Raw genomic sequence first — 14,805 nt, 5'->3', positions numbered from 1 at the left:
AATGAAATTGTATTTCTTAATCTAAAAATTCCCCGACGTCTCTGCCTCGGGGTCCCCTATTCACCTCTCCTTATGCATCGACAAGCAAAGCGAGAGGAATGCAAAGGGTCGGAACTGCTTTTTCGCAATTCCAGGTGCGGCAAAATACAATCCCGAGTTTTCGTGACGGATTTTGGTCTCTACGGCTAAAATGAAACTGGCGAGATACCCCTACGTCTTTGCGGGGATAGTCGGTTTTAAGAAATTTTTATATTCGTAATTCAAAATATAGGGATTTTTCCCCTTTACATTTTATCTGTTTTTACTTACTTTTAATAATCAATATTAGAAGTAATACCTTCCCCATTTTCCCTATACCTCAATTCCCCTCCTTTTAAAAACTACCCTTTTAAACACAGATGTTTAGATGATTTTTTTATTGCAATCTCAGGATCATGAAGTTTTTGTTCCTGTTGCCAATGTTTAATTTAAAATTTTAATTATGAAAAAGCTCAGCATTATGCTCTCGCTATTAGTGGTTGTGTCCTTGTTTACAAGCTGCAGCAGTAACGATGATTCGAATGTTATTTCTGATGATCCCAGCGGTATGGGGGTTCTCTCTTTGGGAGTGACTCCACTTACAACCTCACGTAGTGTGGAAACCGGTGATTTATGGAAAAACCATGCAAACTGTTCGAATTCAGATTTAAGATATGTGCGCATGGCACTTAAAGACAATCAAGGAAACTGCTATTTTGGAAATACCGAATCCGGATTTCATGAGATAGAGATGGATCCTGTGGGAATGGATACTAATAATGACGGGGTCATAGATACTTGGAATACCTCCAAAGACCATAAAATGCTATTACCTGCTGGAGATTACACTTTGGAATATTTGGCAGTTACAAATAATACAGGCCGAGATTCCAAAATAATTTTAATGTCTCCCAAAAGGGGTAAGGAGGAGAATGCGATGCAGTATTATAATTTGGTAACCAATTCCTTACCTATAGAGTTTTCTATAAGAGAAGGAATGGAGCACTATATTCCATTGGAAGCGCTTTGTTTTAGAATAGAACATGCTTTTGAGTTTGGTTTTGTTTTTCTGGCTTTTGAAGATCCAAATCCGTTTTATTTATGTGCCCAATAAATTTAAAACCCAATTGCCGTATCATCCCCCCTTTTATCTGCTCCACCTTCCAATTTTCCATTGGGCAGTTTTAGGATAGCGTCTACTTTACCTAAAATTGGAGAATCCTTTTCATTTATATTATATCCTTTTGCTTCTAAAGTTTTAAGCATTTCCTTATCGAAAGAATTGGGTTCAAATCTAATTTCATCGGGCAACCATTGATGATGGAATCTAGGAGCATTTACAGCTTGTTGCATGCTCATGCCAAATTCCGATACATTTAAAATGGTTTGTAATACGGAAGTAATTATTGTAGAACCACCAGGAGTTCCAACACTCATCCAAAATTGCCCATCTTTTTCTACGATAGTTGGCGTCATAGAACTTAACATCCTTTTTTGTGGTGCTATAGAATTCGCTTCGGCACCTATAAGTCCAAACATATTTGGGACTCCGGGTTTTGCGCTAAAATCGTCCATCTCGTTGTTCAAAAAGAAACCGAGTTCCTCCACATATAACTTGGACCCGTACGCGCCATTTAATGTTGAAGTCACGGCAATGGCATTTCCGAATTGGTCTACAATAGAATAGTGGGTGGTTTCCATGCTTTCATAACCGGGAATTGCTCCATGTTCTAAACTGCTGGAAGGGGTCGCCTGATCAAAGCTGAAATTTTCCATCCGGAAATCCAGATAGCTATCGCTGGTTAATTTTGATACGGGAACCTCGTAAAAATCGGGATCTCCCAAATAATAACTTCTATCTGCATAGGCTCGTCTTTCGGCTTCCGTAATAACTTGAATTGTTTTTAAACTATTGTGCCCAAACTCCTTTAGGGGAAATTTTTCCACGGTTTTCAGGATCTGTGCCAATGCAACCCCACCACTGGAAGGCGGTGCCATGGAAATAACCCTTAAATTCCGATAATTAAAAGCGATCGGTTTTCTCCAAACCGTCTCATATGATTTTAGATCCTCGAGGGTAATAATGCCGCCATTATCCTGAATAAATTTCACCAATACCTCTCCTGTCTCTCCACCATAATATTCGGCTCTACCATTATCTGCTAATTTTTGAAGCGTTTTAGCCAGTGCCAAATTTTTAACGGTATCACCTGCTTTAAAACGTTTGGTGTATAAAATAGATTCCTTATTAACCTGCCCAAATAGTTCTTGATAGTTGTTAAAACTCTTCGCCTGCCCTTCTGTAACCACATATCCTTTTCTTGCCAAAGCGATCACGGGCGCTAAAATGGCTTCTATTGGAAGGGAGCCTAGTTTTTCATGAACAGAAAAAATCCCGGCTACGGTTCCCGGCACTCCTATCGCCAATCCGCCCAACTGGCTTTTTTCTGGAATGGCATTTCCATTTTCATCCAGATACATATCCTTAGATGCCGCAAGCGGTGCTTTTTCCCTAAAATCCAAACTGCCAATGTCTCCATTTGCCATTCTGTAAACCATAAATCCACCGCCGCCCAAGCTTCCTGCAAAAGGATAACTTACGGCAAGTGCCATTTCTGTTGCAACCATGGCATCAAATGCGTTTCCCCCGTGTTGCATGATATCTGAAGCGATTTTGGATGCTTCAGCCCTTGCAGATACCACCATTGCATGATCTGTGATGAGTCCAACTTCAGGAATTGTTTTGTTTTCAGAAGTAATTTGTGGAGTAGGTTTGCAAGCCAAGAACAAACCGAAGATGAGAAGTAAAATGGATTTTTTCATAAGATTAAGTATAGTTTAATTCCTCATTGAGGGTTTTCCCCGGGGTTCATTATTTTTTGAATTTCTTTAGAAGAATAAGGTATGATTTCACTAAAGAACACGGTGAATTCAGCTTCAAAAAGGGAATAATGGAGTTTTAACTCTTTAATGGCAGACTTCATTTTAGATCGGTTTTTGGTTCGATGATCCATTTGAAAGAGAATTTTCCCTATCCCTTCTATTGTGGCATAATTATATAACCAATTATCATGGATCATATATGGCAAAAACTGCTGCACTCTAAGAGGTAGGATATCATAATTATCTTTCAGTAAATTATAAAAATTTTGGGTGTAATCAAATAACGGAATTTTAGAATAGTCTTCCCAGTTCTTTGCCAAAAAATGATCGTATAAAATATCAACAATTACGGCACTGTAATGTCCATAGGCATTAAACAGTCTATGTGTACTTTTTCTTACCGTGGGATGTTTATCGGTAAAAGTATCCAATGCTCGGTGCAAAATAATCCCATCTTTTATTTTGTCTGGAAAATGCTGGAATTTATTGCCCTTAATAGAGTCTGCAATAAAATTCCCGATTTTTAATTCTTCAATCTCCCCCGAAAGGTAAATATGTGCGAGATAATTCATTTCTCCAAGGTACTTAATTAAGAACATCGGTACAAGCCCCGAATGGTACTGGCAGGACCTAAAAGATATGTACAGATATTTATCGAAATAAAAAAACGTTGTAAATTCCAAATAGACCTATTTAAATCATACTTCAAGCGCTTTGGGAAACCTGCCCAGCTGGGCAAATGTGAAAAATTTTCAATGTTGGATTAGTGCGAATTCCTGTTTAATTTATGTTAACTTTTGGGGAAGACCTAGCTAGCCATGTATATTTGCCGAAATTTACTTTTTAACCTTTAAACAAATACCTCATAAGAGGTTCTTTCATAAAACACTTAATTCAAAATAATATGAGTTTAATAAAATCGATTTCAGGAATTAGAGGGACAATAGGAGGGAAGCCTTCAGAAAACCTTACCCCGTTGGATGCTGTAAAATTTGCAGCTGCCTATGGAACCTGGCTTAAAAATGAAAATACAAAGCAAAAATTAAAAGTAGTAATTGGACGTGATGCACGGCTTTCGGGCTCTATGATCCAACAATTGGTGATGAACACGTTGGTGGGTTTGGGAATAGATGTCATAGATCTTGGACTTTCTACCACACCCACTGTGGAGATTGCCGTTCCTTTAGAAAAAGCTGATGGAGGAATCATCCTTACCGCTAGCCATAATCCCAAACAATGGAATGCTTTGAAATTGCTGAATAAAAAAGGGGAATTCTTAAGCGGTGCAGAAGGGGTGAAAATTCTGAACTATGCTGAAAAGGAAGATTTCGTGTTTTCTGATGTAGATGATCTAGGAGTGATTACAATTATAGGTGATTATATAGATAGACATATCGAGGAAGTTCTTAAGCTGAAGCTAGTGGATACCGAAATCGTGAAAAAGGCAAGATTCAAGGTAGTGGTGGACGCGGTGAATTCTACAGGAGGAATAGCAATTCCTGCACTTCTTAAAAGAATGGGAGTAGAAGTGGTAGAATTGTATTGCGAACCTAATGGGCATTTTCCGCATAATCCTGAACCTTTAAAGGAACACTTGGGAGATATTTGCAAGTTGGTTGTTAAGGAACATGCAGATCTAGGCGTCGTAGTAGATCCAGATGTGGATAGATTGGCATTGATAGATGAAAAAGGCGAAATGTTTGGTGAGGAATATACGTTGGTGGCCTGTGCAGATTATGTGCTTGGAAAAACTCCCGGCGATACGGTAAGCAATTTGTCTTCTTCCAGAGCACTTAGGGACCTTACCAATAGACATGGGAACACTTATAGGGCCAGTGCCGTTGGGGAAGTGAATGTGGTGGAGTTGATGAAGGAGAGCAACGCGATGATTGGCGGTGAAGGGAATGGCGGGATAATCTACCCAGAATCTCATTATGGCCGTGATAGTTTGGTTGGTGTCGCTTTGTTTTTAACTTATTTGGCTGAAAAGAAAATGACGGTTTCTGAAATAAAAAAAAGTTACCCGATGTATTACATGAGCAAGAATAAAATTGAGCTAACCCCCGAGTTAGATGTAGATGCAATCCTTGAAAATGTAAAAGAGAACCATTCATCCGAAGAGATTTCTACCGTGGATGGCGTGAAAATAGATTTTGCCGAAAACTGGGTGCACTTAAGAAAATCCAATACCGAACCGATTATTAGAATATATACTGAAGCGAAAAGCCAACAGGAAGCAGATGCTCTTGCCCAAAAAATGATCGATGAAATTAAAGCAATTGTAGCTTAGGTTCTAGGAAAAATAATAGCATCTTTTGGGATGGGGGCATCTTTATGCTTCCATCTTTTATGTGTCCAGAGATAATATTCTGGTTTTTCCTTAATTTGTTTTTCCAACTCTGTTAGAAATTTATTGGTGATCTTAAAGGGAGGTTCTTCCGCAGCATTATCGGTAATGGGAATAAAAGTAGCTTCATAAAATCCTCGGGCTTTCTTTTCCACGTGAAGGTACATTACTGCCATATCTAAATTAACAGCCAATTTCTCCGATCCCATAAATATAGGTACCGTGGTTCCCATAAACTTGGTCCAGGTTTTTGCCCTTCCAAGTTTTGGGGACTGGTCGGCAACTATGGCGTACACACCTAAAATCCCTTTATCTTGGTTGCCTTTTATGGTTTTGGTAGCTTGAGAGGTTGTAATTAATTCTCCATCAAAACGTTGGCGAATATCTTTTGCCATTTTGTCGAAATAAGGATTCTGTACCTTTTTATAAATTCCGTAGCCTCGATAATCCAAACCGTAGAGTTGTAAAGCATTTATCCACTCGTAACTTGCATAATGCCCACAGATTAGGATAATACTTTTGTTTAAATCGCGTATTCGTTGGATTTCACTAATATTGGTAAAGGTATAACGTCTTTTTAATTCTTTATTGGGGATGGAAATACTTTTTACCATCTCTAGAAACATATCACACATATGCCTAAAGGATCCCTGGCTTATCTCTTTGTATTCTTTTTTGGATCTGTTTGGTAGTGCAAGTTGTAAATTCTGGATCACGGTCTTTCTTCTATAACCAACCAAATAATATACAATGAAGAAAATCACATCTGAAACCTTATAAAAAAGCCAAAACGGGAATTTAGAAATTATCCAAAGAAACGGGTAGACTAACCAAAAAACTAATCGCTGCATCCACAAAAAATTTAGGCAAATATATGTTATATTTGGCACTAAACAGGGAAGTATTTATGGGAGATTTAGGCTTGATAACTATAATTATCATTGCGATAAATGTTATAGTTTCATTTAAAGGTTTTAATGATGTAGTTTTTTTTGAAAAGTATAAGTTCAATATTGGCGATATAAAAGCAGGGGCAAAATACCAGATCTTCACCTCTGGATTCTTGCATGTAGATACCTCTCACTTGTTCGTAAACATGCTTACCCTTTATTTTTTCGCCAATGTGGTGATCTACGATCTGGGATCTGTTGGATTTATTATAGTGTATTTAGCTAGTTTAATAATTGGTAATTTACTTAGTTATTTCTTTCATAAGAACGATCTAAACTATAGCGCAGTTGGGGCAAGTGGAGCGGTAATGGGGGTCTTGTATTCGGCTATTCTCTTGAGACCAGATATGATGCTGGGCTTGTTTTTTATTATTCCAATTCCTGCGTATGTTTTTGGAATAGGATATTTATTGTACACCATCTACGGAATGAAAAAGCGACTTGGTAATATTGGGCACGATGCTCATTTTGGAGGTGCAATTGGAGGCTTTGTGTTCACACTTATGCTGGCACCGTGGATCTTTCAGCAGCATTTGCTCATGGTGGTTTTACTGGCAATCCCAATCTTTATTTTATTCGTTCTTCAAAAAGCAGGAAAAATCTAAAGTGGTATCCTTCTTGTAATACAGTCTTAATACCTTTAAAATTCAATTAAAATGAAATCAATATTTATACTCTTTGCAGCTATGGGGACCTTTGCAGTACAGGCACAACAATTTACCAATAATATTCCGGCAGTTACTGTAAACGGGGAAGGAATCGTAAAAGTGACACCAGATGAGGTTGTTATAAAATCACGTATAGAGCATAGTGGCGAGAACCCACAGGAAGTGAAAACGCAAAATGATGCCGTTGTAGATGCCGTGATCAAATATTTGAAATCTGAAGGGGTGCCGGAAAAAAATATTCAAACCGATTATGTGAATTTGAACAAAAATTATAATTACAACGATAAAACGTATAGTTATGTAGCAAATCAGGCTATTTCAATTAAACTAGATGATTTGAAAAACTATGAAAAGATCATGAGCGGATTGCTAAAAGTTGGACTAAACAGGATTGATGGCGTGCAATTCAAATCTTCTGAAATGGATAAATATATGTCTGAAGCTAGAAAAAAGGCAGTTTTAAATGCTAAAAGCAAAGCTTCAGAATATGCTTCTTCGCTAGATCAAACTATTGGGAAGGCAATTAGTATTAGTGAGGTGCAAACCAGTAATTTTCCTCCTATGTATAGAATGAATGAAATGAAGATGAGCTCAAATTCTGTTGAAGAACAGGAAACCCTTGCTCCAGGGGAAATGGAAATTAGTGCAAAAGTTACTGTGGCTTTTGAGTTGAAATAAAACCCATTCTTGACATAAAACAAAAAAGCTACTGATATTTTCAGTAGCTTTTTTGTTTTTTAGAAGTGGCTTGGAAATCTGTCCTAGCGCATAATTTCAATATTTCGTTAAAATTTTGATTTTAGGCGGGTTATGTGATAATTTTTTAATTTTAAAAACGTTCTTCAATTAAGAACCTCCAGCCAACCCCATGGAGTAGGTCTTGATACATTTCGGGATGGAAAATACTTTTAAAAATTCGAGGCAGGACCCCTTTAATGTTTGGGGTAGGTTTCTGGGAATTAAACCCTTTATGAGGAATTAAAAATATTTTATATATGAATTTAGCTAAATTAACTTTCGTGTTTTTCGTGGGTCTATTTGCGCCCTTTATTGTGTCCTCTTGTAATAATAACGATGATGCTATGTCTCCCACCAATCAGGTGGTCGATGTTGATCAGGAAACCATAGATGAGGTCAAGACCAATGTGCAATCCGGTACTTGGAGGATAACCAAGTTCATGGAAGATGATGTTGACGAAACAGATCGCTTTACGGGCTTCAGTCTTATATTTGACGCTAACGGGACCTTAACCGCTTCAGATGGCACAGAAACTTTTATGGGAACCTGGAGCATTACCGATAGCGATTCCAGCGACGACGATTCCAATGATGATGATCTGGACTTCAATATAAATTTTAACCTTACCAACGATTTTGAAGATCTTAACGACGATTGGAATTTTGTGTCCCGGTCCGCTACTAAAGTTGAGCTTACAGATATAAGTGACGGAAATGGAGGAATAGATTTCTTGACTTTTGAAAAGAATTAATTTTTTCCAATTATCTTCGAATAACTTTAATTGGGATTGTTAATTTCCCATTCTTAAGACTTTTACATAGTTTCTGGAAATTTATTTGGAAAGTCTGAGCCTTCGACTTTATTAATTGTTTGTCCGTAAAGAATCTTAAACTGAAAAAGGACGTCATTCTGTCCCGACGCTTCGGGAGTGTCAGAATCTTATTATAATGTAAATCATTATAGTATTGGGATCCTGAAATAAATTCAGGGTGACGAAAGTACTATCAGGACAACAAACGGATAGTCATATTTTATTATAACTAATCTTAATTAAACGTTGTTATTATTATTAATTAACCAGAAGTGTTGATAATTAAATAATCTTATTTTCTTCTAGTAGAGGGCGCAAGACTTAATTTTAATATGTTTGATATGGTGGTCGGGTATCATAGTGGTTTGTACACCAAACATAATTATAAAATTTAGCTGATATTAATCAGTTTGTCCCAAAAATTTAAAATGAAAATATTTTTAATAGGATTTAGTTGTGCTTTATCGGTTTCCTTTCATTGCAAGGCTCAATCAAGTGCAACTGAGATTGGGGACAAAGGCAATTATAAAAGGGGCTATATAGTTACTGTTAAAAATGATACTATTAAAGGATTTCTATATGATAAAATCGATGCCGAAATGGCAAATATGGTTCTATTTAAAAAGGAGCGGGAAGGGACTACCGTTTCAAAATTTAAAACAACCGACCTTTTGGAGTTTGGATTTAAGAACAAGCGTACGTTCCATAGAATACAACGCATAAAAGACAATAAAGACACAACCTTTGTTTTTGCAAAAAAGATAGTTGAAGGAAAAATCGATTTATGGCTATTAAGAGGCACAAAAAAACCTTCCGAATTTTATGTGGCAAATAATAGCACCAATCAAAAAGCCCATATATTTAGACCAGGCAATAAGGATTATTTACAAATTGAGGGAAATAATTATTCGGAGGGGGATGTTAAATATTTAGGCATTCAAAGTTTTGTGGGAAATGAACCTGTAAAGGATAATTATAGGAATAGAAGGTCTAAATTTTCTGAAAAAGGAATACAAAAGGATATTGTAAGTTATAATTCTAAGTTCAGGAAAGACTATCCCACAAAAGTGTATGAGGAAGAACAGGTGTTTAGTTACGATGTAACTGTTGGAATTTCAGTATTAAAATTTGAACAAGGAGATTTTATTAGAGCTGCATTTTATAGAAATAAGACCAAGGTAGAGAAATCAAGAAAATTATCCAGAATTCAAGGAATATCTTATCATGGTTGGTTCGATGAGAATGAAAATGGTTCCCGGGAAATTCAAAACGGAACTTCCAATTACAGGTGGCAGGTTTTAAGTATTATCCCTATTGGCTATAGAATCCAGGGTGCTTCAAAAGTTTTTCAACCCTATGCATATGCGGGTCTTGGAGTAGGAATTCTTTTTAAGACAGATTATAAATTTGTGGATTCCATAAATACAGGAAGTGAAACCAGTATAGTGCCTTTTCCAACTTTAAACATGGGAGCGGGAATAAGAAGGAAATTCGGATCCAAGTATCTGTTGGCGGAAATAACACCTTCAGTAAACGGAATATTTATGAATTTAGGGGTGTCTTTTTAAAGTTTGAAGAGCTTCATATAGTTGTAATTCAAGGATCCTTAGGTATATTGAAACAGTATAGGATAACGTTCAATTTTTTTATAAAAAGTAAATATTTTGCAGTAACAAAATTCAAAAGAAGCGTCATATAAACAGTTTAATAATCAAAGCAATAATGAGTTCCCTACAATTTATTTGCACGAACAGTGATAAAATTATAGAGTATGGAACTAGAACGCCTAAAGAAGCGCACTTTTTCTAAAAAGAAAAATGCCATAATCAAGGAATATATATTGCTTGAAAAACTCGTTCAAGAACTGCAAAACAGAGAACTTCCCCCAGAGGTACTCGTAGAAATGAATGTGGAGATAGAACATTTAAATGCTTGTTTGGATGATCACCCTAGGTTTTTGTCTAAAATAAAATCTGCAAAGATGCTATTGTTAAACAATATCCATAAAAACCTCGAAATTGTTCCAAAAAATTATTACCGTAATCTATGGTTGGCAATTGGAATGTCTGCCTTCGGGCTTCCCTTGGGCATCGTATTTTCTGTAATATGGAATAATTACTCCTTTATGGCGATTGGGCTTCCTATTGGAATGTCTATAGGTATTGCGCTTGGTACCCTATTGGATAAACAAGCCGAAGAAAATAACAGGCAGTTGGAGCTGGAAATAACTTAATCTTGAGCCTATACCATTTCAATTTTTTTGGACAAAGCTTTTATGGTTAATGTACCTATTTGAGTTTCAATGAAACCTTAACCTTTATTTTTTAAAAATTTAGCCTTAAATTAGAGTGACTAATAATCAATTATCTGATTATTGGTTTTTTAAATATTATAACTCGCTAATTAAGAAATCATGAAAAAGGAAAATTGGCCGGCATTGTCCTACCAAGATGCTAAAGGAACCTATGAGACCATTCATTTATGGACCCAGATCGCTGGGAAAGTAAAATTGACACAAATGCCTTGGATAAATCATTCGTGGCATACCACATTGTTTGTAAGCCCCCGCGGATTAACAACGGGAGATATACCTTCAGAAAATAAACATTTTCAGATCAATTTCGACTTTATAGATCATGAGTTGCAAATTGTAACTAGCAAAGGAGAGCATAGTTCTTTTGATTTAAAGAACATGTCCGTTGCCGGTTGCTATAAAAATGTGATCGATTGCTTGAAAAAATTTGGGATCGAGGTAAAAATAAATACGATACCCAATGAAATGGTAGATCCCATTCCTTTGGATAAGGATGAGAAACATAATGAGTATAATCCTGTGCAGGCCTCTAAATGGCATACGGCCTTATTGAATGTAGATGAGGTTTTTAATAAATTTCGCGCAGAATTTATTGGGAAGTCAAGCCCTGTCCATTTCTTTTGGGGCAGTTTTGATTTAGCAGTTTCGCGCTTTTCTGGAAAAGAGGCGCCCAAACACCCTGGGGGAATTCCTAATTTACCAGACTGGGTTGCACAGGAAGCATATTCTCATGAAGTAAGCAGTAGCGGATTTTGGCCCGGGAATGAAATGTTGCCATTTGCAGCATTCTATAATTATATCTACCCCGAACCAAAAAGTTTTAATGATTCGCATATAAGACCTAAAAATGGATATTATTTTAAGGATCTGGGAGAATTTATTTTGCCTTATAAAGATGTGCAGCAATCTGAAGATCCATCTAAAATGCTGTTGGCGTTTTTGCATAGCACTTATAACAATGCAGCAAATCTTGCAAATTGGGATAGGAAAGTCTTGGAAAAACAAGTTGTGAGTTGATCGCTAAATTTTCGATCTTTAGCAGATGAAAATTTCTATATGAATCAAGACTTGACTTATCAAACAGAGCGACTATTATTGAGGCCGACCACTTTGAAAGATGCAGCTTTATTTTTAGAATTGCTGAATACTCCAAAATAGCTTCGGTTCATAGGAGATAGAAATATTAGTGATATTCAAGATGCCGAAACTTATATTCGTGATAACATACTACCCGTTATTAAGAAAAATGGCTTCGGAAATTATACCGTGATCAGAAAATCTGATGATGCAAAAATTGGCTGCTGTGGATTGTACGATAGGGAAGGAGTAGACGGGATAGATATTGGCTTTGCTTTTTTACCAGAGCATGAAAGGCAAGGCTATGCCTTGGAAAGTTCCACAAAGATCAAAGCGATAGGTATTTCAGATTTTGGATTATCCCAGATTAGCGCAATAACAAACCCCGAAAATTTAGGATCTCAAAAGTTGCTTGAAAAATTAGAGTTGAATTTTTCAGAAATGATCACGCTTCCAAAATCTGATGAAGTGCTCATGTTGTATAAATGGAGAGCTTAAGGAATAATTCAGTATTTTTCTACATGCGCAACTTTAAAACCCCAATATTTACAGAACATGATAGCATTAAAAAGAACCACTTCCAAGCATCCGGATTTTATTATTTTGAATAAACTGTTGGATAAGGAATTAACGATTAGAGATGGCGATGAGCATGACTTTTTCGATCAGTACAATAAAATAGATGCTATCAAGCATGTTGTTTTGGCGTATGATAATGGAGAAGCCATAGGCTGTGGTGCAATTAAAGATTTTGATGAAGAGACAGCAGAAATCAAACGAATGTTTGTGCTCCCCTCTGGAAGAGGAAAAAAGGTTGCTACCACAATACTTTCAGAATTGGAAAGTTGGGCAAGAGAGCTGGGTTATAAAAAATGTATTTTAGAAACTGGAATTACTTTTAAGGATGCCATTGGTCTGTATTACAAAGCGGGCTATGAAGTAATCCCAAATTATGGGCAATATTCAGGCATTAAAAACAGCGTCTGTTTTTGTAAGTCACTTTAAATAAGTGAATTGTAATTTTGATTTTTGAATTAAATAAATTAAGTTTACCCCTCTATTCACGAATGCCCTTCCATCGAGATGTTTTTAAGCAACGAATTTAAAGTTCGTTTTTTGTTTTAATTGCCTAGGTCCCCCCAGTATAATTTATTCCCTAATATTTATTACGCGATCTAATAGTATTGATTAAAGGTTTAATCAACCCCTTTGTTTTTAATATTCTATCGATTATGAAAAAAATTTACGAGAAAAAGACTCAAGTTTTTATTGGCTTGTGTTTGGGCTGCATTTTTGGAATATGTTTAGGATTGGTTTTAGGTGGGATAATTGGTGTTCCAACATTGGGAATTGTCGCAGGAATAAGCTCTGGAGCAATTGGAGGAATTCTAATGGCAGCATTTGTTTAAATCAACCTTCGGGTTTTTCCTTGTTTTTAGCTGAAAAAGCTTGGGAACAAATAGGGGAAATAAATAAAACCAGCAATGATCACTGCAGTTAACGCAGCAAACAATACAGCACCAGCAGCAACATCTTTAATATATCCTATTTTACTGTGAAAATCTGGATGAACAAAATCTGCAATTCCTTCTATAGCACTATTTAGGCCTTCTGTACTAAATACCAATCCGATCGCAAAAACTTGAAAGATCCATTCGGTTTTTGTAATATCAAAATATAATCCGGCAATACAAACCACAACAGAGATTATTGCCTGGACTTGTATACTTGGTTCGGTTTTTAGTAAGATCCATGCTCCTCTAACTGCATAACCCCCACCACGTATTCTTTTGCCCAGATAACTATCCTTCACTATAATAAAGTTTTTAAAGCTGCAAGATAGTCAGGTTCTTGGGATATATCAGGTACTTGTTGGGCATGTATTACTTTTCCCTCTTCATCTAGAACGATTACCACGCGGGAAAGGAGTCCTTCTAAAGGACCATCCATCATTTCTACCCCGTAATCTTTTCCAAAATCACCTTGTCTAAAATCTGATAGGTTGGTTACTTTATCCAACCCTTCATCATCTGCAAATCGTTTTAGGGCAAATGGAAGATCTCTGGAAATACATAAAACCTCTGTATTATTAAGTTTTATGGCTCGTTCGTTAAAGTTTCTAACAGAGGTAGCACATACATTGGTATCTATACTAGGAAAAATATTCAAAATCAACCTTTTTCCTTTAAAATCATTCAAATTTGCTTTGGACATGTCTGAACGAACCAATTCGAAATATGGAGCTTTTTCTCCAATTTCAGGTAAATTACCATAAGTGGTAATTTTATTCTCTCTTAAAGTTATCTGTGGCATAAATCCCGTCTCTATTGTTATAAACGCTAAATTTAATATATATGAAATGGGGTTTTACTAAAATTATCATAAAACAGTAGCGGCTGATTTAATTAATAAATCAGCCGCTACTTATATAAATTTTTAGGTGACTATCGGTCTATGGAACCCATCACTTTCTTAACGAAAAGATTGGCTGCATCTATTTCAGATTCACCATTTTCGATGAGCTGATGTACTTCTACAGCACCACATAAATTAGTGATCAATTCACCTATCACATCCATTTCCTCATCGGTCACAGATCTATGTTCTGTAAAACTCTCTAATACATCGATGGCATTCTGAAGTTTTTCAGAATTATTGTTTTTTTGCAAATGTCTAATTACTGGTAACTTCATTTACTAGGTCTTTTAACAATTCAAACTTATTGGTTTGAACTTGGTTCACTAATTTTCCATCTTTAAAAGCGGCAAAGGTTGGCAAATTATCCACATTGGCCATTTTTCTGGATTCCGGAAATTTTTCAGCATCTACCATTAAAAAAGAAGTGCTTTCATTTTCTCCTGCCAATTTTTTGAATTTAGGTTTCATCACCCTGCAATTGCCACACCATCCTGCCATATATTGTACCATTACAGTACCATTTTCGGCAACGATATCTTGTAAATTATCTTGTTCCAATTCCTTTACCATGATCTTTCTT

18 protein-coding genes are annotated in these 14,805 nt (G+C 36.3%); 11 read left to right on the top strand and 7 right to left on the bottom strand.

Annotated features, from left to right (window positions below):
- Positions 1–481: 481 nt before the first annotated feature.
- On the top strand, positions 482–1,132 hold the full coding sequence (locus JM83_RS00740) for a hypothetical protein (protein WP_144958437.1): 651 nt from the start codon (positions 482–484) through the stop codon (positions 1,130–1,132).
- A gap of 2 nt (positions 1,133–1,134) precedes the next feature.
- Here JM83_RS00740 and ggt read toward each other — a convergent pair whose 3' ends face one another.
- A complete protein-coding gene (gene ggt / locus JM83_RS00735) occupies positions 1,135–2,841 on the bottom strand; it encodes a gamma-glutamyltransferase (protein WP_144958435.1) in 1,707 nt (568 codons plus the stop codon).
- Positions 2,842–2,864: 23 nt separating this feature from the next.
- Positions 2,865–3,473 carry an ACP phosphodiesterase gene (locus tag JM83_RS00730; protein WP_186434927.1) on the bottom strand — a complete coding sequence of 203 codons (609 nt, stop codon included), beginning with the start codon at positions 3,471–3,473 and terminating at the stop codon, positions 2,865–2,867.
- A 332-nt stretch (positions 3,474–3,805) separates the two neighbouring features.
- Here JM83_RS00730 and glmM point away from each other — a divergent pair, with 332 nt between their 5' ends.
- The gene (gene glmM, locus JM83_RS00725; RefSeq protein ID WP_144958433.1) at positions 3,806–5,191 is read left to right on the top strand and encodes a phosphoglucosamine mutase; all 1,386 of its coding nucleotides are present in this window, start codon (positions 3,806–3,808) and stop codon (positions 5,189–5,191) included.
- On the opposite strand, the gene JM83_RS00720 is transcribed toward glmM, so the two are convergent.
- On the bottom strand, positions 5,188–6,099 hold the full coding sequence (locus JM83_RS00720) for a lysophospholipid acyltransferase family protein (protein ID WP_144958431.1): 912 nt from the start codon (positions 6,097–6,099) through the stop codon (positions 5,188–5,190). The genes glmM and JM83_RS00720 overlap by 4 nt on opposite strands.
- A gap of 56 nt (positions 6,100–6,155) precedes the next feature.
- On the opposite strand from JM83_RS00720, the gene JM83_RS00715 reads away from it, so the two are divergent.
- The 9 genes from JM83_RS00715 (at position 6,156) to JM83_RS19060 (ending at position 13,216) form a co-directional block, all read left to right on the top strand.
- Positions 6,156–6,803 carry a rhomboid family intramembrane serine protease gene (locus JM83_RS00715; protein ID WP_144963653.1) on the top strand — a complete coding sequence of 216 codons (648 nt, stop codon included), beginning with the start codon at positions 6,156–6,158 and terminating at the stop codon, positions 6,801–6,803.
- Positions 6,804–6,854: 51 nt separating this feature from the next.
- Entirely contained in the window at positions 6,855–7,544 is a 690-nt protein-coding gene (locus tag JM83_RS00710) for an SIMPL domain-containing protein (protein ID WP_144958429.1), read from the top strand.
- A 317-nt stretch (positions 7,545–7,861) separates the two neighbouring features.
- A complete protein-coding gene (locus tag JM83_RS00705) occupies positions 7,862–8,356 on the top strand; it encodes an META domain-containing protein (RefSeq protein ID WP_261376291.1) in 495 nt (164 codons plus the stop codon).
- Positions 8,357–8,844: 488 nt separating this feature from the next.
- A complete protein-coding gene (locus JM83_RS00700) occupies positions 8,845–9,984 on the top strand; it encodes a hypothetical protein (protein ID WP_144958428.1) in 1,140 nt (379 codons plus the stop codon).
- A gap of 203 nt (positions 9,985–10,187) precedes the next feature.
- Positions 10,188–10,649 carry a hypothetical protein gene (locus JM83_RS00695; RefSeq protein WP_144958426.1) on the top strand — a complete coding sequence of 154 codons (462 nt, stop codon included), beginning with the start codon at positions 10,188–10,190 and terminating at the stop codon, positions 10,647–10,649.
- Positions 10,650–10,829: 180 nt separating this feature from the next.
- Positions 10,830–11,747: a DUF5996 family protein gene (locus tag JM83_RS00690; protein ID WP_144958425.1), complete on the top strand. Its 918-nt coding sequence runs from the start codon at positions 10,830–10,832 to the stop codon at positions 11,745–11,747.
- Between the two features lie 150 nt (positions 11,748–11,897).
- The gene (locus JM83_RS00685) at positions 11,898–12,305 is read left to right on the top strand and encodes a GNAT family N-acetyltransferase (protein WP_315897856.1); all 408 of its coding nucleotides are present in this window, start codon (positions 11,898–11,900) and stop codon (positions 12,303–12,305) included.
- A 57-nt stretch (positions 12,306–12,362) separates the two neighbouring features.
- On the top strand, positions 12,363–12,812 hold the full coding sequence (locus tag JM83_RS00680; RefSeq protein WP_144958423.1) for a GNAT family N-acetyltransferase: 450 nt from the start codon (positions 12,363–12,365) through the stop codon (positions 12,810–12,812).
- A gap of 227 nt (positions 12,813–13,039) precedes the next feature.
- Positions 13,040–13,216, top strand: a complete 177-nt coding sequence (locus tag JM83_RS19060) for a hypothetical protein (RefSeq protein ID WP_186434926.1) — start codon at positions 13,040–13,042, stop codon at positions 13,214–13,216.
- A gap of 26 nt (positions 13,217–13,242) precedes the next feature.
- On the opposite strand, the gene JM83_RS00675 is transcribed toward JM83_RS19060, so the two are convergent.
- The 4 genes from JM83_RS00675 to JM83_RS00660 all read right to left on the bottom strand — a co-directional run bounded on the left by JM83_RS00675 (position 13,243) and on the right by JM83_RS00660 (position 14,795).
- Positions 13,243–13,620: a diacylglycerol kinase family protein gene (locus JM83_RS00675; RefSeq protein WP_144958421.1), complete on the bottom strand. Its 378-nt coding sequence runs from the start codon at positions 13,618–13,620 to the stop codon at positions 13,243–13,245.
- A complete protein-coding gene (tpx, locus tag JM83_RS00670; RefSeq protein WP_144958419.1) occupies positions 13,620–14,120 on the bottom strand; it encodes a thiol peroxidase in 501 nt (166 codons plus the stop codon). Before tpx ends, JM83_RS00675 begins: the two co-directional genes overlap by 1 nt.
- A 131-nt stretch (positions 14,121–14,251) precedes the next feature.
- The gene (locus tag JM83_RS00665; protein ID WP_144958417.1) at positions 14,252–14,500 is read right to left on the bottom strand and encodes a DUF6952 family protein; all 249 of its coding nucleotides are present in this window, start codon (positions 14,498–14,500) and stop codon (positions 14,252–14,254) included.
- Positions 14,481–14,795 (bottom strand): thioredoxin family protein, encoded by a 315-nt coding sequence (locus JM83_RS00660; RefSeq protein WP_144958415.1) that lies wholly within the window; start codon positions 14,793–14,795, stop codon positions 14,481–14,483. Before JM83_RS00660 ends, JM83_RS00665 begins: the two co-directional genes overlap by 20 nt.
- Between the last annotated feature and the right edge of the window lie 10 nt (positions 14,796–14,805).

It is taken from the genome of Gillisia sp. Hel_I_86 (assembly GCF_007827275.1).
Lineage (GTDB): Bacteria > Bacteroidota > Bacteroidia > Flavobacteriales > Flavobacteriaceae > Gillisia.
The sequence above is the reverse complement of the archived record's forward strand: the minus strand, read 5'-3'. Positions and strand labels throughout refer to the sequence as shown.

What these genes read in the sequence shown, in the direction of transcription:
- JM83_RS00690 (WP_144958425.1), top strand. Translation starts at nt 10,830, where the DNA reads ATGAAAAAGGAAAATTGGCCGGCATTGTCCTACCAAGATGCTAAAGGA.
- JM83_RS00665 (WP_144958417.1), bottom strand. Translation starts at nt 14,500, where the DNA reads ATGAAGTTACCAGTAATTAGACATTTGCAAAAAAACAATAATTCTGAA.
- JM83_RS00730 (WP_186434927.1), bottom strand. Translation starts at nt 3,473, where the DNA reads ATGAATTATCTCGCACATATTTACCTTTCGGGGGAGATTGAAGAATTA.
- JM83_RS00660 (WP_144958415.1), bottom strand. Translation starts at nt 14,795, where the DNA reads ATGGTAAAGGAATTGGAACAAGATAATTTACAAGATATCGTTGCCGAA.
- JM83_RS00710 (WP_144958429.1), top strand. Translation starts at nt 6,855, where the DNA reads ATGAAATCAATATTTATACTCTTTGCAGCTATGGGGACCTTTGCAGTA.
- tpx (WP_144958419.1), bottom strand. Translation starts at nt 14,120, where the DNA reads ATGCCACAGATAACTTTAAGAGAGAATAAAATTACCACTTATGGTAAT.
- JM83_RS00720 (WP_144958431.1), bottom strand. Translation starts at nt 6,099, where the DNA reads ATGCAGCGATTAGTTTTTTGGTTAGTCTACCCGTTTCTTTGGATAATT.
- ggt (WP_144958435.1), bottom strand. Translation starts at nt 2,841, where the DNA reads ATGAAAAAATCCATTTTACTTCTCATCTTCGGTTTGTTCTTGGCTTGC.
- JM83_RS00695 (WP_144958426.1), top strand. Translation starts at nt 10,188, where the DNA reads ATGGAACTAGAACGCCTAAAGAAGCGCACTTTTTCTAAAAAGAAAAAT.
- JM83_RS00715 (WP_144963653.1), top strand. Translation starts at nt 6,156, where the DNA reads ATGGGAGATTTAGGCTTGATAACTATAATTATCATTGCGATAAATGTT.
- glmM (WP_144958433.1), top strand. Translation starts at nt 3,806, where the DNA reads ATGAGTTTAATAAAATCGATTTCAGGAATTAGAGGGACAATAGGAGGG.
- JM83_RS00700 (WP_144958428.1), top strand. Translation starts at nt 8,845, where the DNA reads ATGAAAATATTTTTAATAGGATTTAGTTGTGCTTTATCGGTTTCCTTT.
- JM83_RS00705 (WP_261376291.1), top strand. Translation starts at nt 7,862, where the DNA reads ATGAATTTAGCTAAATTAACTTTCGTGTTTTTCGTGGGTCTATTTGCG.
- JM83_RS00680 (WP_144958423.1), top strand. Translation starts at nt 12,363, where the DNA reads ATGATAGCATTAAAAAGAACCACTTCCAAGCATCCGGATTTTATTATT.
- JM83_RS19060 (WP_186434926.1), top strand. Translation starts at nt 13,040, where the DNA reads ATGAAAAAAATTTACGAGAAAAAGACTCAAGTTTTTATTGGCTTGTGT.
- JM83_RS00740 (WP_144958437.1), top strand. Translation starts at nt 482, where the DNA reads ATGAAAAAGCTCAGCATTATGCTCTCGCTATTAGTGGTTGTGTCCTTG.